The organism is Baia soyae (assembly GCF_004341445.1).
GTDB classification, from domain to species: Bacteria; Bacillota; Bacilli; order Thermoactinomycetales; family Thermoactinomycetaceae; genus Baia; species Baia soyae.
This window is the reverse complement of record NZ_SLXV01000009.1, coordinates 40060-60621: the sequence shown is the minus strand read 5'-3', so window position 1 is coordinate 60621 and position 20562 is coordinate 40060. Positions and strand designations below refer to the sequence as shown.

The 20562-nt window shown below is 44.2% G+C and carries 14 protein-coding genes and 1 riboswitch; of the genes, 8 read left to right on the top strand and 6 right to left on the bottom strand.

Annotated features, from left to right (window positions below; all coding sequences use genetic code 11):
• The first annotated feature begins 39 nt into the window (after positions 1-39).
• The 4 genes from EDD57_RS04785 (at position 40) to phnE (EDD57_RS04770) (ending at position 3388) form a co-directional block, all read left to right on the top strand.
• Positions 40-942 carry a phosphate/phosphite/phosphonate ABC transporter substrate-binding protein gene (locus tag EDD57_RS04785; RefSeq protein ID WP_131848345.1) on the top strand — a complete coding sequence of 301 codons (903 nt, stop codon included), beginning with the start codon at positions 40-42 and terminating at the stop codon, positions 940-942.
• A gap of 89 nt (positions 943-1031) precedes the next feature.
• Entirely contained in the window at positions 1032-1784 is a 753-nt protein-coding gene (phnC, locus tag EDD57_RS04780; RefSeq protein WP_131848344.1) for a phosphonate ABC transporter ATP-binding protein, read from the top strand.
• 18 nt (positions 1785-1802) lie between these two features.
• Positions 1803-2585, top strand: coding sequence for a phosphonate ABC transporter, permease protein PhnE (gene phnE, locus EDD57_RS04775; protein WP_131848343.1), 783 nt, complete (start codon positions 1803-1805; stop codon positions 2583-2585).
• On the top strand, positions 2582-3388 hold the full coding sequence (gene phnE / locus EDD57_RS04770; RefSeq protein WP_131848342.1) for a phosphonate ABC transporter, permease protein PhnE: 807 nt from the start codon (positions 2582-2584) through the stop codon (positions 3386-3388). Before phnE (EDD57_RS04775) ends, phnE (EDD57_RS04770) begins: the two co-directional genes overlap by 4 nt.
• A gap of 78 nt (positions 3389-3466) precedes the next feature.
• Here phnE (EDD57_RS04770) and EDD57_RS04765 read toward each other — a convergent pair whose 3' ends face one another.
• Positions 3467-5392 carry an ABC transporter permease gene (locus EDD57_RS04765; protein ID WP_131848341.1) on the bottom strand — a complete coding sequence of 642 codons (1926 nt, stop codon included), beginning with the start codon at positions 5390-5392 and terminating at the stop codon, positions 3467-3469.
• On the bottom strand, positions 5367-6131 hold the full coding sequence (locus EDD57_RS04760; RefSeq protein ID WP_131848340.1) for an ABC transporter ATP-binding protein: 765 nt from the start codon (positions 6129-6131) through the stop codon (positions 5367-5369). Before EDD57_RS04760 ends, EDD57_RS04765 begins: the two co-directional genes overlap by 26 nt.
• A gap of 227 nt (positions 6132-6358) precedes the next feature.
• Between EDD57_RS04760 and EDD57_RS04755 the strand changes: the two genes are divergently transcribed.
• Entirely contained in the window at positions 6359-6898 is a 540-nt protein-coding gene (locus EDD57_RS04755; protein WP_131848339.1) for a hypothetical protein, read from the top strand.
• A 47-nt stretch (positions 6899-6945) separates the two neighbouring features.
• On the opposite strand, the gene EDD57_RS04750 is transcribed toward EDD57_RS04755, so the two are convergent.
• Both EDD57_RS04750 and EDD57_RS04745 read right to left on the bottom strand, forming a co-directional pair.
• Positions 6946-7935 (bottom strand): sensor histidine kinase, encoded by a 990-nt coding sequence (locus EDD57_RS04750; protein ID WP_131848338.1) that lies wholly within the window; start codon positions 7933-7935, stop codon positions 6946-6948.
• Positions 7932-8633 (bottom strand): response regulator transcription factor, encoded by a 702-nt coding sequence (locus EDD57_RS04745; RefSeq protein WP_131848337.1) that lies wholly within the window; start codon positions 8631-8633, stop codon positions 7932-7934. Before EDD57_RS04745 ends, EDD57_RS04750 begins: the two co-directional genes overlap by 4 nt.
• A gap of 150 nt (positions 8634-8783) precedes the next feature.
• Here EDD57_RS04745 and EDD57_RS04740 point away from each other — a divergent pair, with 150 nt between their 5' ends.
• Positions 8784-9599 carry a squalene/phytoene synthase family protein gene (locus EDD57_RS04740; RefSeq protein ID WP_243649437.1) on the top strand — a complete coding sequence of 272 codons (816 nt, stop codon included), beginning with the start codon at positions 8784-8786 and terminating at the stop codon, positions 9597-9599.
• A gap of 231 nt (positions 9600-9830) precedes the next feature.
• Positions 9831-12650 carry a DUF7948 domain-containing protein gene (locus tag EDD57_RS04735; RefSeq protein WP_131848336.1) on the top strand — a complete coding sequence of 940 codons (2820 nt, stop codon included), beginning with the start codon at positions 9831-9833 and terminating at the stop codon, positions 12648-12650.
• 59 nt (positions 12651-12709) lie between these two features.
• Here EDD57_RS04735 and EDD57_RS04730 read toward each other — a convergent pair whose 3' ends face one another.
• Both EDD57_RS04730 and metH read right to left on the bottom strand, forming a co-directional pair.
• Entirely contained in the window at positions 12710-14566 is a 1857-nt protein-coding gene (locus tag EDD57_RS04730; RefSeq protein ID WP_131848335.1) for a bifunctional homocysteine S-methyltransferase/methylenetetrahydrofolate reductase, read from the bottom strand.
• A 15-nt stretch (positions 14567-14581) separates the two neighbouring features.
• Positions 14582-18037 carry a methionine synthase gene (gene metH, locus EDD57_RS04725; RefSeq protein WP_279388934.1) on the bottom strand — a complete coding sequence of 1152 codons (3456 nt, stop codon included), beginning with the start codon at positions 18035-18037 and terminating at the stop codon, positions 14582-14584.
• 89 nt (positions 18038-18126) lie between these two features.
• A riboswitch (SAM riboswitch) is annotated at positions 18127-18294 on the bottom strand.
• 168 nt (positions 18295-18462) lie between these two features.
• On the opposite strand from metH, the gene EDD57_RS04720 reads away from it, so the two are divergent.
• Entirely contained in the window at positions 18463-20253 is a 1791-nt protein-coding gene (locus EDD57_RS04720; protein WP_131848333.1) for a M3 family oligoendopeptidase, read from the top strand.
• The last annotated feature ends 309 nt before the right edge of the window (positions 20254-20562 follow it).

The window sequence follows — 20562 nt, the reverse complement described above, 5'->3', positions numbered from 1 at the left end:
AGGACATTATTCATTCACATTTGAAAGGGGCATCCACCCATGATGAAGAAAGTTCTGGCTAGCGGTCTTTCCCTCGTAGTCGCAGCCGGTGTGATGACAGGTTGTACGAAGCCGAAAGATGAAGAGAAGGTACTGAATGTCCAGTTTGTACCATCTCAAAGTGCTGAAACTCTTGAGGCGAAAGCTAAACCTCTCGAAAAAATGCTTGGGGACAAGCTTGGTATGAAGGTGAAAGTTTCAGTATCTACAGATTATCCGACTATTATTGAGGCGATGTCTTCGAAGAAGGTAGATGTCGGATTCTTACCACCATCTGCTTATGTTCTGGCAAAGCAGAAAAATGCAGCTGATGTTATCCTACAATCTCTTCGTTATGGTGTAAACGAGAAAGACGGATCCCCTACGAAAGATAAAGTAGAATACTACAAAGCACAGTATGTAGTGAAAGCGGATTCACCGATTAAATCGATTGCTGATTTAAAAGGGAAAAAGATCGCATTCCAAAACGTAACCTCCTCTGCTGGATATGTATGGCCTGCAGTTGAGTTAAAAGAAGCAGGCGTTGATCCACTAAAAGACGTGAAGCCGATTACGCTTAAAGGTCATGACCAAGCGCTTCTATCTGTGCTAAACGGGGATGTGGATGCAGCGGCTACTTTCCAAGATGCTCGTAACCTTTTGAAGAAAGAGCATCCAGATATTTTTGCGAAAACAAAAGTGATTTATGTAACGAAACCGATTCCAAATGATACTGTAGCGGTTCGCCCGGGCATAGATCCAGAGTTAAAAAATAAAGTAACACAAGCGTTCCTCGATCTATCAAATGATCCAAAGGCAGTAGAAATATTCCGTAGTATCTACACACATGAAGGCTATGTGAAGACGGACGACAGCAAATTTGCATCCGTTCGTGAGTATGAAACAAAGGCAAAGAAAGACTAACTTAACATTGTTTCAAGTGAAACAGCCAGAGAAAAACGACGACCAAGCTGTTTGGTTGTCGTTTTTTATGCGAATAGGGGAGAGAGCAGATGATTGAATTTAAAAATGTATCCAAGACGTATCCAAATGGGACCAAAGGCCTAAAAAATATCAATCTTAAGATCGAAAAAGGCGAGTTTATCGTGATTGTAGGGCTATCTGGTGCAGGGAAATCTACCTTTCTACGCTCGATCAATCGCTTGCATGAGATTACAGAAGGGGAAATCTTGATCGATGGGAAATCGATTACAGCGACTCGTGGGGGAGAATTGCTGAAGATGCGCCGTGATATCGGAATGATTTTCCAGAATTTTAACTTAGTAAAGCGATCCAGTGTACTACGTAATGTATTATCCGGTCGTGTCGCGTATCATGGAACGCTTCGCATGTTGCTAGGGATGTTTCCCAAAGAAGATAAGGAATTAGCGTTTCAAGCCTTGGACCGAGTAAATATGTTAGAGAAGGCGTATTCACGTGCGGATGAACTATCCGGTGGACAGCAACAACGTGTCTCGATCGCTCGTGTACTTGCACAGAAGGCAAAGTTAATCTTAGCGGATGAGCCAGTCGCATCTCTTGACCCGCTTACGACAGAGCAAGTGATGAACGATTTAAAGCACATTAATGAACAAGATGGAATTACCACGATTGTAAACCTTCACTATATCGATCTCGCACGTAAATATGCGACTCGTATCATCGGTTTGCGTGCTGGCGAGGTCGTATTTGACGGACCAGTCGAAGAAGCGACGGATGAGTGCTTCGCAGAGATTTACGGTCGTCAATTAGAAAAGATGAACTAAGAGGGGAGGGAATGTTCGATGGAGCAACAAATAGCGGCATTGAAAAAGCCAAGAAAAACGAAACACCTGCTCACGGTAGTTTTGTTATTAATCCTGTTTTATGCGAGTTCGTATAATACAAAGGCATATATAGAAGATCTGATTTCAGGCTTACCGAATATGCAGTCGATTTTAGTGAAGATGGCGAGTCCGGACTGGAGCTACTTTGAGCCTATTATCACCCCCGTACTAGATACGATTCGAATGGCATTTATCGGGACTTTGTTAGGTGCGATTTTATCGATTCCGGTAGCATTTCTAGCGGCAAACAATCTATTTGGTAAATGGGTTACAATCCCAGCTCGCTTTATCCTAAATATTATCCGTGCGATTCCAGAGCTGTTGATTGCTGCTTTATTCGTAGCCATCTTTGGAATGGGGATGATTCCGGGGATTCTGGCCATTGCCTTTTTCTCTATGGGGATTATTTCAAAATTACTATATGAATCCATTGAGACGATTGACCCAGGCCCTCTTGAAGCTATGACGGCAGTCGGATCTAAAAAGTTGGTTTGGATTCGCTTTGCCGTAATCCCGCAAGTTCTTGCTTCCTTTACATCCTATGTGCTCTACACTTTTGAGATTAATGTTCGTGCGGCGGCCATACTGGGTTACGTGGGCGCAGGTGGAATTGGGATTAACTATGAAAGAGTAATGGGTTTCTTAGAGTATCAAAAGCTATCCACTATTGTCTTTGCTATGTTTGTCGTGGTAGTGATCATCGATTGGATTAGTACGAAGTTAAGGGAGAGACTGGTATGAAGATAGTAGACGTTCAAAAGCCGAAAACGCCAGTAAAGCAGCGCCTTATTAGATGGGGATCTGTTTCCATCTTCGTGTTGATCTGTATCTGGGCGTTTGCTAGCATGCCGAATATAGAGATTAAAGATACTGCGGCAGAAACTTCAAGAGCGATTATAGATGGGATTCTTCATCCAGACTGGGCCTATGTGTATACAGGCGATGGAGAGGATCTAACCTTTTTGATGATTGAAACCTTAGCGATTGCTTTCTTAGGTACTTTTATCTCCATCGTTTTCTGTATTCCTTTTTCCATCTGGGCAGCGAAAAACATTGTTCGTTGGAAGATTTTTTCAGGTGCTGGGAAGGTTGTACTGAGCCTTGTTCGTACCATCCCAGAGTTAGTAATGGCGCTCTTATTTGTAAAAGTGGTTGGACCGGGTGCATTTTGTGGAGTACTCGCACTAGGACTACACTCTATTGGGATGTTAGGGAAACTAAACTCGGAAGAGATTGAGAAGATTGACATGGGACCTGTAGAAGCGATGTCGGCGGCGGGTTCTAATCGGATGAAATCATTCTGGTTTGCTGTGGTTCCGCAAGTTGTTCCGCAATTCCTTTCTCTCGCTCTCTACCGCTTTGAGATTAATGTTCGTTCGGCTACGATTCTCGGTATAGCAGGTGCTGGTGGAATCGGTGCTCCGATGATCTTTGCGATGCATGGCCGTGATTGGGATCGAGTGGGGATTATCTTACTTGGCATCATTATCATGGTAACGTTGATCGATTTTATTTCCGGACGTATTCGTAGAAAATTAGTGTAGTGAGTTAGAATGAATAAGAAAAGAAGCATTGTTCCCTTCTCCATGTAGGGAAACAGTGCTTCTTTTTGTGAATGTAATTTATAACATCGCACGCTTTAATTGCAAGATGTAGCGATAACGCACGATGAGGAAGAAGATTACTTGTGCGATGAAAAAGGCGGTGACTCCGAATAAAGAGGGGACAAACATATGCTTATATAGAAAGTGTTTGTTTAAGACAATGAGGCCGATTACCGTTTCTAATGCGGCCACGAACATAGGTAGGAAGAACAAGATCGCAATTTGAATCGTTGCTGATTTGTTCATCTCTTTAGCACTAACCCCGATCTTCGATAGACTGTTGTAGATACGCTGGTCCTGTTTTAATTCAGTATACAGCTTAAAGTAGATGAAGCTAGCAGAAGAGACTGCGAAGATGGCTGCGATGAAGACTAAGATAAATAAGGATACATTTGAGTCTGTCCTATCTCGTAGGTATGCGAGCCCACGGGCATCTAGGTAGCCCTCTTTGATATCCGTATTTCGTAGCTGTTTGGCTACTTGAATTTCAGATGAATTTTTTAATAGAAGATCAATGGGTTGGGAATTGTTTTTCTTGTAGTCCCATTCAGGGATATAGTATTGAACGAATGTAATTTGAGATTGATTATATGTTTTTAGTAATCGTTGGTAGGTTGCATCAGAGACGATCATATCAGCATGATCCGTTATGCCTACGATATTTAACTTAATATCATCTTTCTCTAGACTGAGCGTCTTTACGTTTTTGCGTTCTTCTAGATAATGTTTATTTATCATTACTTCATTAGACTTTAAGGATTTTATTTCCTCCCACTTCTCCCGCTTTGCCCATTGATTATATTCGGATAGGCTCATAATGGAACTTTCATTTAAATCCATTAGTTCACGAAATGGAATCTGATTTTGTGAGGTAATCACTTTATCAAACTTTAGATGTGCCTTCGTAAGCTCGTGATCGATTTTTTCGATGTCACTGTACCAACTACGCTCTTGATAAGGACGAGAGTCCCCCAGTGTTTTTTCTGGGCTATATTGGAGATAGCTAGGCATTTTGACAAACCGTTCGACTGATTCTTGACTACGAGCCACAAAAAAGCCTATGGATGAGCTAGCCATCGCCATCATAATGGTAATCATGAAAAACATGCGTGCATTATCTTTTACTTTATAGGCCATTTCAGAAATCCAGAGGAGATGGGTGTTACGCCAAAAAAAGGAACGATTTTTTTTCAGCTGGCGAATCGCTAATCCAGTAAATTGTGTATAGAAAAAATAGGTTCCGATGATTCCTAAAGCCAGAAACGATAACATCATGGATTCCGAAAAGTCCTTAGGTAGATAGATAACAAGCAGACCTCCGACCATGCAGACCAAGGAAAGGAGAGCCAGTAGCGTGGATATCTGTGGCTCTGTCTTCGGTTTGCTTGATCCGATTAATAATTCCTGAGCACGATTTGAACGAATCAACCATAAGGCAATGAGTGAAACGATGAAAAAGAGTGCTAAAAAGGCGATGATCGTGAGTCCAAATGCCTTTGCAGGGAAGTAGAGAGATAGTTCTTTTATATCTATGACTTTTGACCCTAATAAGATGAAAAGCTTCGCAAGCAGGATTCCGCTTGCAATTCCAGCTAAAATGGAGACGGAGCCGATGATCATATTTTCGAAGAAGATCAGATAATTTAACTGTTTCTTCTGCGCTCCTAAGATGGTTAAGATCCCAAATTCTTTGTTTCTCACTTTCAAAAAGGAGCTAATCGAATAGAGCACAAATAAGAAAGCGAAGATAAATACCACAAATTCTGCGGCTTGCAGTAGGATTTTCGCGTTTCTACCTAGACCATGTTTAGCTAAGTCAGGATGAAATAGAAACATCGCATAAGTAAAGAAAATCATAACCGCAAACGAACTACTTAAGAAGTAAGCCGAATAGGCTCTAGCATTTCGCTTTACGTTGTTAAATGCGAACTGACGAAAGTTCATTACTAGTTCCTCCTAAAAACGAAAGCATATCGATGATCTCTTGGAAGAATTGTTGTCTATTATCCCCACGATGGATTTCGTTATAAAGCTCACCATCTTTGATGAATACGACACGATGGCAGAAGCTTGCGGCTAAAGGATCATGCGTAACGAGCATCGTAGTGGTGCATTCTGTTTCGTTGATCATCTCTAGCATCTCCATAACGGTACGAGATGATTTAGAGTCAAGGGATCCTGTTGGTTCATCGGCTAGTAGGAGGGAAGGAGAATGAATCATCGCCCGGGCGATTGCGGCACGTTGTTTCTGACCACCAGAAATTTCGTAGGTACGTTTCTTTAAAATGTCTTCGATACCGAGTTTCTTGGCTACTGTTTTTAATTTTTGATCCATTTCCCGTAGGCCTTTTTTATCGAGTGTAAGGGGTAGTACGATATTTTCTGCGATGGTGAGGGTATCTAGTAAATTGAAATCTTGGAACACGAAACCGAGATGTCTTCGTCTAAAACGAGCCAGATCATTTGCTTTTAGCACATGAGGGCTTTTGCCGTTGATGTAGATCTCGCCAGAACTAGGAGTGTCAATCGTCGAAACCATGTTTAGTAATGTCGTTTTCCCACTTCCAGATGGACCCATAATTCCGACAAATTCACCTTGCTCGATAGTAAGATCGATGTCGACGAGCGCTTTCGTTGCTACTTTTCCGCTATAGATTTTGTTTAGTTGTTTTACTTGTAACATGTACATCTCTCCGTTTGTTTGTGATGGGATGATTCATACTTTATCGGAGAATGGGATTTGTTTCTAATGAATTAGCTTACTGAACCTTACTATTTTGTAAGATTTGCTTTATTTTAGTTCTAACAACATAAAGAAATGCAAAAAGATGTATATGTTTTTTATATACAGCATGTTAGAGTTACATTTGAACTTAGCCAACCTACTAAATCTTAGGAGATGATGTACAAATGAAATTCAAAGGCGTTTTAACAGGTGCTTTAGCATGCGGTATGTTATTGACCACAGGGCTTACAACAACCCCTACATATGCGGCAACAGGTGAGCCAAACAACTGCCCAAGAGTAACTTGCATATCTAAAGATAATACCGTTGTTTCTCATGTCGTGACTGAAAATTACACACTTACACCTGAGATTGGATTTGGAGCTTATGCTGAATTTGTAGCTACAGGGGATGCAGTCCGTATTCAAGCTACATCCAACTTTATTAAAGGTAAACCTGAATCTTTTCACCCTATTGCATGGAAGCTAATAGAGCGTATCGAAAATGGGGACAACACATATTGGGTAGATGTAGTTGCTAACATAAACATAGCAAACGGAGGCACCTATGATTACACATGGGCGGTAGTACCGGGTAAAACCTATAAATTAGCTGCTGTGAATACCACAGTTGTTGGAGATGAAGGTCATGTTGTGACAGGAACCATCAACATTGATCATGTGAAAAGTCAAGATCCAGAGCCAAGCAATCCTAAAAACAACTGACTACTACTTACATAAGGAGGGTAATGGCCCTCCTTTACCTTATTTTCTTACACACCCTCCACGACTTGCAAATATAACCGCACCGTTGTCCCCTTATCTACTTGAGACTCCAACTCTACTTGATGATCCAACCGCTTACAGATTTCCTTTACCAGATAAAGTCCCATACCTGTCGACTCGCGGTACTCCCTCCCGTGTTGCCCTGTGAAGAAAGGTTCAAACACACGACGGATGTCTTTCTTGGGAATTCCGATCCCGTGATCCGTTATCTCGAGTAAAACTCGATTTTCTTTCATATAAGCGGATACGACAACTTCTTCCCCAGAACCAGCCGAATAGCGAACAGCATTCGTAAGCAACTGGATCAAGATAAACTCCAGCCATTTTTCATCAGAGTACACTCGTATCTCTGGGGCAATTTGGACGACGGGGTACACTTGGTTGCGGATAAACAAGCGTTTGTGACTAGAGATCACTTCCCTCACAAGCGGTTGCAGTGAAATGGATTCAACATGGAGATCATGCTCAAATTCATCTAGACGAGAAGCATACAAAACCATCTCAAGTCCTTCTCGCAAGCGGTCTAATTCCTCGTGGATGCTGGAAAAGATAGGGGCGTCTTCCTCTTGAATGGTAAGCTCGATCACGGAGATGGGCGTTTTCATCTGGTGAACCCATTGGTTGATAAAGGTGATATGGTCACTTAATTTTTGTTTGTAATGGATATAGCCATCTTGGTAATGATGAAATTGGATGTTTAATAATTGATCTAGTTTCTCTGCCATCGGGGCATAGCCGACTGTTTGTACCGATTCATTTAACGTCTCGATTGGATTGGACAGGCGCTGATAGAAGGAGCGTAGACTGATAAAACGATAGATTAGGTATGTAAGTAGAATAGAGCTGTTCAAGATAATGGGATAGAGCAAGAGAGATAGCTTCCCCACATCTTCGAGCCAAAAGATAAAAAAGGTGAGCGATATTTGAATGATGGTCAGAATCCCGAGGGGGAGATGATCCCGTAGAAAGAGTCTCATCCCGCCTTCCCCCAGGTTACCTTTAACATATAGCCTGCTCCCCTTACAGTCTCGATCGCATCTGCAATACCGAGTTCTTGAAGTTTTTTACGAGTACGTGTCATGTATACATTTAGGGTATTGGCGTCGATAAATGTTTCTCCGTCCCACAGTTTCTCAAGCAGACGGTCCCTGCTTACGATCCGGGTGGGACGTTCCATTAACGTTTGAAGTAAAATCGTTTCTTTATGGCTTAATTCTATTTTTGTATCATGGAAGCTTAGTTCCAGTCTTTCTGGTTGGAGTACGAGCCCAGAGAGTTCGACGACTCGCTCTCCTTGTTTATGAGCATAGGTGCCATAGTTTCGTCTGAGATGGCTGCCGATTTTCGCCATCACTACCTCGAAGTGAAAGGGCTTGGTGATATAATCGTCGGCTCCATTTTCTAGTGCCATCACTTGCTCCATCTTCCCAGAGCGGGCTGATATAAAGAGAATCGGACATGTGGAGAGCGCTCGAATCTGACGACACCAGTAGTATCCATCGTATTTAGGTAAATTGACATCTAGCAGAACTAGATCGGGGTTCATTTCTTTAAACTGGGTTAGGACATGATCAAAGTCAGTGGTGATAACAGCTTCATAACCATACTTCTCGACATAGGACTGTAGCAATTCCGTGATCTTAATGTCGTCTTCTACGATCATAATTTTATACATCTATATCCCCCGTTTACTGGTACAGAATTGGATTGTCGCGAATCGTTCTAACTTCGTTTTGTAGTGAATCTAATATTTTATTATACTAAATACGCAAGAAATCGATCGTTTTGGTAAAATATAAATATGATTAATCGGAGGTGTCAAGGTATGGGCCAGGAAATGGACAAGGCATTAGAGGTATTACAGTTAACGAGTCGGACGTTTTTTATTCCAATTACTAGATTACCAGATGGTTTGAAGGAAGCAGTTACATCTGCTTATCTCGCTATGCGTGCGATTGATGAGATCGAAGACCATCCGGATTTAAACAAAGAGATTAAGATTCAATTACTGCGTGGTGTTAGTCTGATTCTACGTGAACCTTTTCATGCGGATGATATTAGACGCTTATTTGAGCCATGGAGTACTATTTTACCCGAAGTAACGCTTCTCCTGCCTGAGTGGCTTGAGCTATGCCCAGAGGCGTTACATATAGAAGTGTACCGTGCCACTGCTGTGATGGCAGATGGAATGGCGAAGTGGTGTGATCGTCACTGGGATATTCGTGATGTAGCCGATTTGAATGAGTATACTTTTTATGTAGCCGGATTAGTGGGTCTTCTCTTAAACGAGATATGGAAGTGGCATGATGGTACGCAGTGTGATACGAATCTGGCTGTTGCCTTTGGCCGCGGACTGCAAACGGTTAATATTATTCGTAACCGCGATGAGGATTTAGCGCGGGAAGTGGATTATTTGCCTGAGGGCTGGAAGATGGATGATTTATATGACTATGCGAGGAAGCAGTTAGAATTAGCTGACTACTATATCCAAAGCATCCAAACTCGCGAGATTTGGGAGTTTTGCCGGATTCCGTATGTGCTGGCTCTAGGTACGCTGCGGGCTATGGAGCTCGGAAATCAGAAGCTAACGAGAGAAGCAGTAGTGGAGTTAGTGGAAAGTGCGATTGTTTCTTCGAAGTAAGTCCTGTTTATTGGTTAAGCTTCCACATTAATAAAATGAATCTCCTTGATCTGGTTGAAACGAGATCAAGGAGATTTTTTTATATTGAAAGTGAAAGCCCATTTTTCGGGATAAGGGCTTTTTATATGGGCGAATGACGATAGACGAACTCACGAAACCGATGTCCCAAACATAATCTTCTACAAGCGAGAGTTTGTTTATCGATACGGCTTATAAAGGAGGAAGACGAAATTGGTTGTAGCGAATCCAAGAAGGGTCGAAACGTATGGGAAACTGCCACTCTATTTTATCCCAAATCAAGGTCAAGTGGACTCGCATGCGTTGTTTTATGGGGCCCATAAGGGCTTTCGTTATTCGTTTACTCCAGAAGGAGTATGCTTATCTTGGATAGAGACTGGAAAACGTGACTCGATCGAAGAAGAGCGACGTGGTTATGCACTTGCTCTTCGCTTTTTAGATGCTAATCACGAGGCTAAGTTATACGCCAGAGGATTAGAAGAAGGGAAAGTAAACTATTTTATTGGCAATGATCCAAGAGAGTGGATCACAGATTTACCTACGTACCGGGAAGTCGTGTACGAAAAGGTATGGGGCCAAATTGATGCTGTATTCCATGGGGATTCAGACCAATTTAAGTATGACTTCCTCGTTCATCCGGGCGGTGATGTATCGCAGGTTCAGTGGATATATGAAGGAGCAGATGATCTCACGACGGATGAGGAAGGGAATCTGCATATTCATACCTGCTATGGAACGATTATGGAGAAAAAGCCTTATAGTTATCAGGAGATAGAGGGCAAGAGAAGGGAAGTAGAGAGCCGTTTTATTCTTTCTACTAATGATGCAGGGCAGAAAGTCATAGGCCTTCACATAGAAAAATATAATCCGCGTGTTCGGCTCGTCATAGATCCTACGTTGGCGTATTCTACGTATCTAGGTGGAAGTGGAAACGATCAGGGACAGGGGATAGCCGTTGATGATGTAGGAAATGCATATGTAGTAGGTTTTACCGATTCTACGAATTACCCTATTACTCCGGGTGTTTTGCAATCTGCCAATGCAGGGGGGCAAGATCTCTTTATCACGAAACTAAATTCAAGTGGAAGTAGCCTGATCTACTCTACCTATTTGGGTGGAAGTGGAAATGATACGTTGGATAACAATTCGCATCCGATTGCCATCGATGCTGCGGGTAATGTATATGTGACAGGTACTACTGCATCCACAGACTTTCCCGTTACGGCAGGGGCTTTTCAACCGGCTTATGGAGGTGGGGCGAGTGATGCCTTTGTCGCCAAAATAAATGCACTGGGAAGCGGTCTTATTTACTCTACGTATCTAGGTGGAAGTGGTGCTGATGTCGGTACTTCGATTGATGTGGATTCTGGCAATGCGTATGTGACGGGTTATACAACATCGACGGACTTCCCCACAGCTGGAGCTTTTCAACCTGCAAATGCAGGAGGACAGGATGCATTTGTGACAAAATTAAATGCGAGTGGAAGTGGACTTGTTTACTCCACGTACCTAGGTGGAAGTGCGAGTGATATAGCAAATGAGATTGTGGTGGATGGAGCAGGAAATGCGTATATAACAGGTGGCACGAATTCACCTAATTTTCCTACTACAGCGGGGGTCTTCCAACCTACTCTTGGAGGAGACCAAGATGTGTTTGTGACCAAGCTGAATCCAAGTGGAAATAATCTGGTATTCTCTACGTACCTAGGGGTCGCGAATCATAATGAGATAGGAAATGGAATTGCGATTGATGGGGATCGAAATGTATATGTGACTGGATTGACTCGATCGCCCGATTTTCCAGTTACCCTAGGAGGCTTTCAGACAACGGTTCCCCCTGGTACGGTTTTATCTGCCTTTGTCTCCAAGTTCAATTCAAGTGGAAGTACTTTGATTTACTCTACCTTTCTAGGTACTTCTCCTACCATAGGGTATAGCGTAAAGGTGAATAGAGCAGGAAATGCGATTATATGTGGAAATACGGGTCAAAGTGACTTCCCGGTTACGCCTGATGCTTTTCAATCGACTCTCGCAGGAGGGAGAGATGGATTTGTCACAGCGTTTACTCCGAATGGAAGTAACCTCGTTTACTCCACGTATCTAGGTGGAAGCGGTGGTGATAATCTAAGTGATCTTGCTTTGGATGTAGCTGGAAATATCTATGTAGCAGGGAAAACGGCATCGACTAATTTCCCTGTCACGTCAGGAGTTGTTCAGCCCAATTATGCGGGTGGGGTGAATGACGCGGTTGTTGCCAAGTTTACAGTCGTATCCATTTTATCTATTACAAAAAGCGAAGAAGCACACCAGGTGGTCACGGGAGGTAGAATTACCTATACCATTACGGTAAAGAATAATGGTCCAGATCATAATTTAGCTGCTGTGCTAAGGGATTCGATTCCTGAACACACCACATTTATTCGCTTTAAACAAGATGATGGTCCCCCTGCGAAAATCTCCACACCGAGAGAAGGGAAAAGAGGGGTTGTAACCGCTATTTGGAATAATTTCCCTGTCGGGGAAACGGCTCGGTTTACGCTCGATGTTCGGATTGATGCCCGCACTCCTCATAATACGGTTGTTACCAATACAGCCACGATTTCCACACAGGGCTTAGAAGAGGGTGCCTCCGCCTCCACTACGGTGCATGCTACACCCGCTAATATCTCCATTCAGGAAAGCGTAACGAAACCGTTTCCGAGGCGGGCTAGGGTGGGGCAAATCATCTCAGGCACCTTTACGGTTACGAATGAGGGGCCTCTCGATGCACCGCATGTGAAGTTCCACATTCAGGTCCCGCCACATGTGCGAATACTCTCCACTCATGTGACCAAAGGGGCCTCGATCGAAACGGCTGATGTAAAAAGAGTGAATCTTGGAAACATCCCTGTCGGAGAATCTCGCTCTGTTCGGGTACGGCTGATTCCTCAGAGAGTAGGTCCGATGCGGGTTAAAACAGATGTCACGTCCCCACTCGATCCCTTTGTAGAGAAAGTATCTGTGTTGATTCGAGTATTTCCGTCCCTGAAATAATCAGGAAGAAGGCTGATCTCCTTTGAGAGGGATCAGCCTTTTTTCTGTTCTATAACCAATCATGCAGAATCTTGAGCGGCACGTGTATCTTTTTCACGAATATATCGGGTTAGCTCGACTGTCATAGGCCAATAGGAGAATGGAGTAATGAGATAGATTCCGGGGAAGTATGTCATGGCAGTATCAAGCAGGTCTTTCGCTATTTCTACCCCAACTTGCCTAGCTACAGTAGGATCTTTGATCGATTCAAAACGGCGGATCACATCATCTGCGATTTTAATGCCCGGGACTTCGTTGTGTAGGAAGAGGGCATTTCGATATCCAGTGAGCGGCATGATGCCCACGAAGATCGGAATCTCTAGATGACGAGTCGCTTCATACAGTTTGATGATGCCTTGTTTATCATAGATGGGCTGAGTCATGGCATAGTCGGCGCCTGCTTGAATTTTCTTTTCTAGACGGGTGACAGCCGATTCAATTTGCCGCACGTGAGGATTAAAGGCGCTTCCGACAATGAACTGGGCTTGTTGTTTGAGTGGACGACCTGTGAAGGCAAGGCCTTGATTCATCTGTTTAATCATGCTGATGAGTTCGAAAGAGGTAACATCGTAGACGGAGCTAGCTCCCGGGAGATCCCCGATTCGAGTAGGGTCTCCTGTGATGACGAGTATTTGATCGATTCCTAAGGCATGTAAGCCCATCAGATGGGATTGTTGACCGAGTAGGTTTCGATCTCGGCAGGATACATGGATGAGTGGTTCAATTCCTAGTTGAGATTTGAGGAGTGCGCCTAAGGCTAGATTGCTCATGCGTGCGGAGGCAAGGGAGTTATCAGCGAGTGTGACGGCATCGACACCGGATTTATAAAGCTCTTGGGAACCAAGTAAGAAACTTTGGACGTCTAAGTCTTTGGGAGGGTCAAATTCACAGATGATGGTTCTTTCTCGGGCAACCTTTTCTAAAACCGTTGACTCGGTCCGCTTGGGCGGCTGCGAAAGGACTTCACAAGCTTCCGGTACTACGGGTGGATTGATTCGAGTGACCGGGGTTTGATTTTGTGCGATTTGAGCAATTTCACGAATGTGTTCAGGTGTCGTTCCACAGCAACCACCAATCATGGAAACCCCTTGATTAATCAGGAGTTGAGCGGTTTCACCGAAATAGGATGGAGCCGATTTATAACGAAGTTCACCGTCACTTTCACCAAGTCGCCCGGCATTAGGGAAGGCGCTGATGAGGAGATCTGGCGGGATGATGGTTTTTTCTAGAGCACGGATGATTTCAAGTGGACCCATCCGACAATTTAATCCAACACCCGAAACGCCATGCTTTTGTAATTGGGCAAAAGCATCCGTAAGGGAATGCCCATCCCGAGTCCGAGAGACTTCCAGAAGCGAGAGCTGTGCGACGATAGGGGTATCTGTTAGCGGACGAATCGCGTTAATGGCGACCAGTAGCTCTTGTAGGTCCATAAACGTTTCCAGTAAGATGATATCCACCCCTGCATGGAGTAAGGCTGTCGCTTGTTCCTCGTATAGATCGTGATATTCATCCGAGTCATATTGGGTCACGCGTCCTGCGACGATGGAGCCAATGGATCCTGCGATATACGTATCGGACTGGATGGATTCGCGTGCGATTTTAATCGCCTCTCGATTGATTCGTGTCACTTTATGCCCGTATCCGTAGCGCTCAAGGCGTTCGCGATTTGCGCCGTACGTGTTGGTTGTGATGAGCTTAGAACCAGCTTGTTCATAGGCTTGGTGGACATCGGCGATCATTTTAGGGTGTGTGAGGTTGTAGAGCTCATAGCAGGTTCCAACAGGTGCTCCTTCTTGGTAGAGGTACGTAGCCATAGCTCCGTCCCCTACTACAAGATGGTTTTTCAGATATTCGATGATTCCCATTCTGTTCATCTCATTTCCTCCTGTCTAGATTGCATTAAAGTAACGAGCTTGTGGATGGGAGAAGACGATGGCTGTGACGGATGCTTCTGGTTCCATCATGAATCCATCCGTTAACTGTAGGCCAAGTTCCTCCGGTTTCAGTAACGTAAATAATTTTTGTTGATCTTCTAAATCAGGACACGCAGGATAGCCAAACGAAACACGAATTCCGCGATAACGTGCTCCAAAACGTTGTTTCATCGTAAAATCAACTGGATCTGGGAAACCCCATCTGGCGCGAATCATCTCATGGATTCGTTCGGCACATGCTTCCGCGATTTCCAAAGCGGTCGCTTGCAAAAGATGAGAGCGCAGGTATTCGCCTTGCTCTTTCCATTCCTGAGCGAGCTGTCTTACACCTAAGCCGGCCGTAACGGCAAAAGCGGCCATAGAGTCCATTTCCCCAGTCGAGACATCGCGGACGAAATCGGATAGGCAGAGATATGGATCTTTGGTTTGTCTAGGGAAGAGGAAACGCTCTCGAACCGGAGAATCGAGTTGGTTGTTTTCATAGAGGAAAACTTGGTTCTCGGTGCTTTGGACAGGGAAAAATTGATACACCCCTTTTGGCTGAAGCCAGTTGTTCTTCACGATGTCCGTCCATAACTCTTCCCAGATGGTTTTCAATTCCACCGCTTTTTCGTTGCCTTCTGCGAGTAGCTTCTCTACATTTCCTTTTAGACCTAGATGATGTCCAAATAGCATTTGTTCATTTAGATAGAGTCGTAATTCGGAAAGCGGAAGCTCGCGATAGATATGGCGATCCCAATCAGGAGGGGAAAACAATTCCGGACGTGGCTCTACTGTACTTCTTATAGGTGTAGACACAATGGGAGCAGCAGTAGGCTTTTGCTCTGTCTTTTGTTCGCTTCCTTGCTTCAGTCTCTGTTGCTCTAGCTGATCTCGCCCAGTGGGATTCACGAGCTGGTTACAGAGATCCAATCCGTTCATCGCATCTTTCGAATAAAGAACCAATCCTTGATACTGAGGAGCAATCCGCGTTTCGGTAAATTTGCGAGTGAGAGCCGCTCCGCCTACCAGAATCGGGATATCGATCCCTGCATCTTGGAGATCCTGCGCCGTTGTCACCATCTGTTGAGCTGATTTTACAAGTAGGCCAGACAGTCCAATCGCATCTGGTTTTTCACGACGGGCCGCTTCGATGATTTGATCGGGTGGGACTTTGATTCCTAAGTTAATGATTTCAAAGCCATTATTGGCTAGGATGATCTCCACGAGGTTTTTTCCGATATCATGAACATCCCCTTTGACCGTAGCGAGGATGATTTTACCTTTCCTCACAGAATCCGTTCGATCCATAAAAGGCTCTAGAAAAGCGACCGATGCCTTCATTACTTCTGCGCTTTGCAACACTTCTGCAACGATTAATTGATTGTCATTAAACAATCTCCCCACTTCATCCATTCCAGCCATGAGGGGACCGTTAATAATTTCTAAAGGCTCCCACTGAGCTAAAGCGAGCTCCAGATCGGGTAGAAGTCCGTCTTTGCTGCCTTCGATGACGTATCGAGCTAGCCGTTCTTCTAAAGGCAACTGTTCCATATCCGGTTTTTTGTCTGTCACCACTTTCACCCGATAAAAGGCGGTAAACTCGGCCAATACGGCTTCGTAATTATCATGATTCGTGCGGAGGAGAAGCTCTTCTGCTAGTTTTTTCTCGTTATCAGGGATCGAGGCATATCGCTCTAACTTTTCCGTGTTGACAATGGCGTAGTCTAAGCCAGCTTTGGTACATTCGTATAAAAAGACAGCATTTAGCACTTCACGTCCTGCAGGAGGAAGACCAAAGGAAACGTTGGAGACTCCTAAGATCGTGGAGCATTCAGGGAGCTCCTTCTTAATCAAACGAATGCCTTCGATCGTCTCAAGTGCAGAGCCGATATACTGTTCATCTCCCGTTCCCACAGGGAAGACAAGCGGATCAAAAATAATGTCCTGACCTGATATTCCTTCTTGGTCTACTAAAATTTGATAGGAACGCTTTGCTACTTCCAATTTCCGTTCTCTCGTAACACCCATTCCCTGTTCATCAATCGTTCCGACGACCACAGCCGCTCCAAAGTTTTTGATCAACGGGATTGTTTCCCGGAAACGGGTTTCGCCGTCTTCTAAGTTGATCGAATTTAAAATGGACTTTCCTTGGATAAACGTAAGTGCCCGGCTCATGACTTCTAGACTGGTCGAGTCAACCATGAGTGGCGTTTTCACTTTCTTGGTTACAAAGGGTAAAAATTGTTCCATATCGGATACTTCGTCGCGATCGGGGTCAGCCAGGCAGATATCGATGACGTGGGCACCTGCTTTTACTTGCCGGCGTGCAATGTCCGATGCCTCATCAAATTTCTCTTCAGTAATTAACCGCTTAAACTTTCGAGAGCCGATTGAGTTGGTTCTTTCGCCGACTAGTAAAGGGCGGTTATCCGCTTCGATAAACACAGGATCGATGCCAGAGATAGCAGGACCGTGCGGGGGAGAGAGGACTCTCGGCTTCTTGCCTTTCATCTTCTCAGCGATCTCTCTGATGTGATCAGGTGTCGTTCCACAGCACCCCCCGACAATATTCAACCAACCCGCATCCGCGAAATCTTCTAACTTCTGGGCGAGGGAGAGAGGTGTTTCGAGATATCGTCCTTCTTCGTCCGGAAGTCCTGCATTCGGATAACAGCTTACGGAACTGGTCGTTAAAGCAGATAATGTGCGCAGATGATCTTTCATAAACTCCGGTCCCGTCGCACAGTTTAATCCAATTGAAAGAGGCTTCAGATGCTCGAGCGAAAGGGTAAACGCTTCGATGTTTTGCCCTGCCAGTGTCGTACCCATTGGTTCAATGGTGCCTGAAATCATGATCGGGATCTCTTTTCCTAACTCCGCAAAGGCACGGCGCACTCCGATTCCGGCCGCTTTAACATTACAAGTATCTTGTGAGGTCTCGATCAAAAGGGTGTCGACTCCTGCTTCGATCAACACTTTTGCTTGTTCATAATAGGAGTCAGCCAGCTCTTCAAAGGTAATGCCTCCTGTAACCGACAATGTTTTCGTAGTCGGACCAATCGCCCCCGCTACATAGCGCGGCCAATCTGGAGTTGACCATTTATCTCGTGCCTCTACAGCGACTCGCACCGCTTCCCGATTGATCTCGACTGTCTTATCTTGTAAATCATATTCAGCTAAAACGACTGAGGTAGCCCCAAATGTATTAGTCTCTACGATGTCTGCGCCCGCTTCAAAATAGGAATCATGTACCCAATGAATCAGGTCGGGTCGAGTCAGATTTAACATTTCATTACACCCGTCATAACTCTCTCCCCCAAAATCAGCTGCGGTCAAATTAGCCTGTTGCAGTACCGTGCCCATGGCACCATCTAAAATCAAGATTTTATGCTGTAACTGTTCGGATAAAGTAGGTCGTTCATTTTTCACCATCGTTAGCTCCTCTCTAGAATCGATCGCATTATAAAACGCCTCTCATCTCTGATCGATGAAAGGCGTTGAGTTGGCAACATCCTCGGATCTCATCTCTCAGAGAATTTCTCTGCAGGAATTAGCACCTCATCAAAGCTTACTTCTCTGATCGAGTTGTCGATAATCGGATTTGTCGACAAGTTAGATCAAAGAATAAGCATTCAATTGGTTGCCGGGCATCATCGGGCCAGTCCCTCCGCCGCTCTGGATAAGAAATATTCGGTTTTTAATTTTAAGAAAACTTCGCCTTTTTAGTATATGTAGTTTTGAAATAGATGTCAACATATTAGGCATAGATAGTAGTGCACTTTCTTAATGAAAGGTTTACAATGGATTTAAGATGTTTCTATATCAAAAATATTCGAGTGGGGGTTGTTTTATTCATGACACAAAAATATGAAATGAATTGGGATTTGGATGTGTTCTTTGAAGGTGGCAGTTCTTCGTCTGCATTTGCGGAACTATTGGAACAATTAAAAAGTGAAATTCCAGCGCTAAAAAAAGAGTTGGAATTGATGAAAGAAGATGCAGGTGTAGAGATCTGGCACGATCTGTTAGTCCGTTATCAAAAGCTGATGAGCTTAACCCTTCAATCCTATTCGTTTGTCGATTGTTTAACCTCTGCTAATGTAAAAGATGATAAAGCGAAAAACTTGGGAGGTCACGTTCAAGCGATTCACGCTGATCTATTGGCTGCTTCCACTGTTTTAGAAGCAGGCCTAGCCAAGCTATCTGATGAAAGCTTTAACGCTTTGATCAGTGATGCGAAAATAGAGAGGATCGCCTTTAACTTAGCAGAAAAGCGCAAAGCTTCTCTAGATAAATTAGCTCCCGCGGCGGAAGAATTAGTGGGCGACTTAAGCGTAAGTGGCTATCATGCATGGAGCGATGTTTATAGCTCAGTAGTAGGTCGTATGGAGATTCCATTTGAAGAAGATGGAGAGGAGAAGAAGCTATCTGTCGGACAGATGTTTACACGCTTCCAGAGTCCAGATCGTGAAGTTCGTAAAGACGTTTTCGCGAGATGGCAAGCAGCATGGGAAAATGAAGCAGAATTGATCGCTCTCGCTTTAAATAACCTAGCTGGATATCGTCTTGCGTTATACAAACACCGTAAATGGGATAGTGTTCTAAAAGAACCTCTCGAGATGAACCGTATGTCAGAAGAAACCCTTACTACCATGTGGGAAACCATTAGCCAAAACAAGCATCGTTTGACCCCGTTTTTTGAGCGGAAGGCAAAGATGATTGGTGTAGAAAAGTTAAGTTGGTACGATGTAGACGCACCTCTACCAGCTGGAAGTAGCAAAGTAAGCTTTGATGAAGCGGCTACTTTTATTACTGAGCAGTTCGAGCAGTTTAACCCTCAGATGGCTGAGTTTGCCAAGATGAACTTTGAAGATCGCTGGATCGAGGCAGAAGATCGTCCAGGCAAACGTCCAGGTGGCTTCATGACCGATTTCCCAGTAAATAATAAAGGTGAATCTCGTATTTTTATGACATTTGCCGGGACACCTGGATGTGTGTCCACATTAGCCCATGAATTAGGCCATGGATATCATACATATGTAATAAGAGACTTACCAATGCTAGCCCAACGATACGCGATGAATGTAGCGGAGACGGCTTCTACCTTTGCTGAAATGATCGTCATCGATGCAGCGATCACAAAAGCGACTGATAAAGAGGAAAAAGTAGCTCTCTTAGCTGAGAAAATTCAATCAGCTATCGCTTTCTGTATGAATATCCATGCACGCTTCTTGTTTGAAACGAAGTTCTACGCAGCTCGTAAAAATGGCCCAGTAAGCAAAGATTCCCTAAACGAGCTAATGGAGCAGGCACAGAAAGATGCTTTTATCAATCTATTAGATGAGTACCTCCCAACTTTCTGGGCTTCTAAGCTACATTTCTACGGAACCGATGTACCTTTCTACAACTTCCCATATACATTTGGGTACCTATTCTCTACCGGAATCTATGCCCGTGCATTAGCAGAAGGCCCGTCATTTGCTGATAAATACGATGCCCTCTTGAAAGATACCGCTAGCATGAGCGTAGAAGAACTAGCCTCGCGCCATCTCGGGGTTGACCTCACGAAGCCTGACTTCTGGCAAGATGCGCTTGATTTAGTAGCCGCGGATGTGGAAGAGTTCTTAGCATTGACGAATGAGTAAGAGGAAATAGTTAACAGATAAGCTCGCTCTTTTTTCTAGTACTGTCAGAGAGTATGATAGTGATAGAAAAGGGGCGAGTTTGTTGATTAAGCGCTTATTGGGTATTGGGAGCCGGAGAGTCTGTTCGGTTACTGCTCAATACCGATCCTGCGAAGAAGTAGGGGTGTCCGCTTCGCCATCCTCGTTAGGGTAGGTGCAAAACTCGCAAAGAACGCTCAAACATGTTGCACCAAAAGCGCCCTACACTACGGATTGCTACGCTAAGTAGGATCGCTAACATCGCCGTAATCGAACAGACTCTCCCTCCTC

Bases quoted from the DNA above. Each gene is read 5' to 3' on its own strand.
- EDD57_RS04785 (WP_131848345.1), top strand. From the start codon at position 40: ATGATGAAGAAAGTTCTGGCTAGCGGTCTTTCCCTCGTAGTCGCAGCC.
- phnC (WP_131848344.1), top strand. From the start codon at position 1,032: ATGATTGAATTTAAAAATGTATCCAAGACGTATCCAAATGGGACCAAA.
- phnE (WP_131848343.1), top strand. From the start codon at position 1,803: ATGGAGCAACAAATAGCGGCATTGAAAAAGCCAAGAAAAACGAAACAC.
- phnE (WP_131848342.1), top strand. From the start codon at position 2,582: ATGAAGATAGTAGACGTTCAAAAGCCGAAAACGCCAGTAAAGCAGCGC.
- EDD57_RS04765 (WP_131848341.1), bottom strand. From the start codon at position 5,392: ATGAACTTTCGTCAGTTCGCATTTAACAACGTAAAGCGAAATGCTAGA.
- EDD57_RS04760 (WP_131848340.1), bottom strand. From the start codon at position 6,131: ATGTTACAAGTAAAACAACTAAACAAAATCTATAGCGGAAAAGTAGCA.
- EDD57_RS04755 (WP_131848339.1), top strand. From the start codon at position 6,359: ATGAAATTCAAAGGCGTTTTAACAGGTGCTTTAGCATGCGGTATGTTA.
- EDD57_RS04750 (WP_131848338.1), bottom strand. From the start codon at position 7,935: ATGAGACTCTTTCTACGGGATCATCTCCCCCTCGGGATTCTGACCATC.
- EDD57_RS04745 (WP_131848337.1), bottom strand. From the start codon at position 8,633: ATGTATAAAATTATGATCGTAGAAGACGACATTAAGATCACGGAATTG.
- EDD57_RS04740 (WP_243649437.1), top strand. From the start codon at position 8,784: ATGGGCCAGGAAATGGACAAGGCATTAGAGGTATTACAGTTAACGAGT.
- EDD57_RS04730 (WP_131848335.1), bottom strand. From the start codon at position 14,566: ATGAACAGAATGGGAATCATCGAATATCTGAAAAACCATCTTGTAGTA.
- EDD57_RS04720 (WP_131848333.1), top strand. From the start codon at position 18,463: ATGACACAAAAATATGAAATGAATTGGGATTTGGATGTGTTCTTTGAA.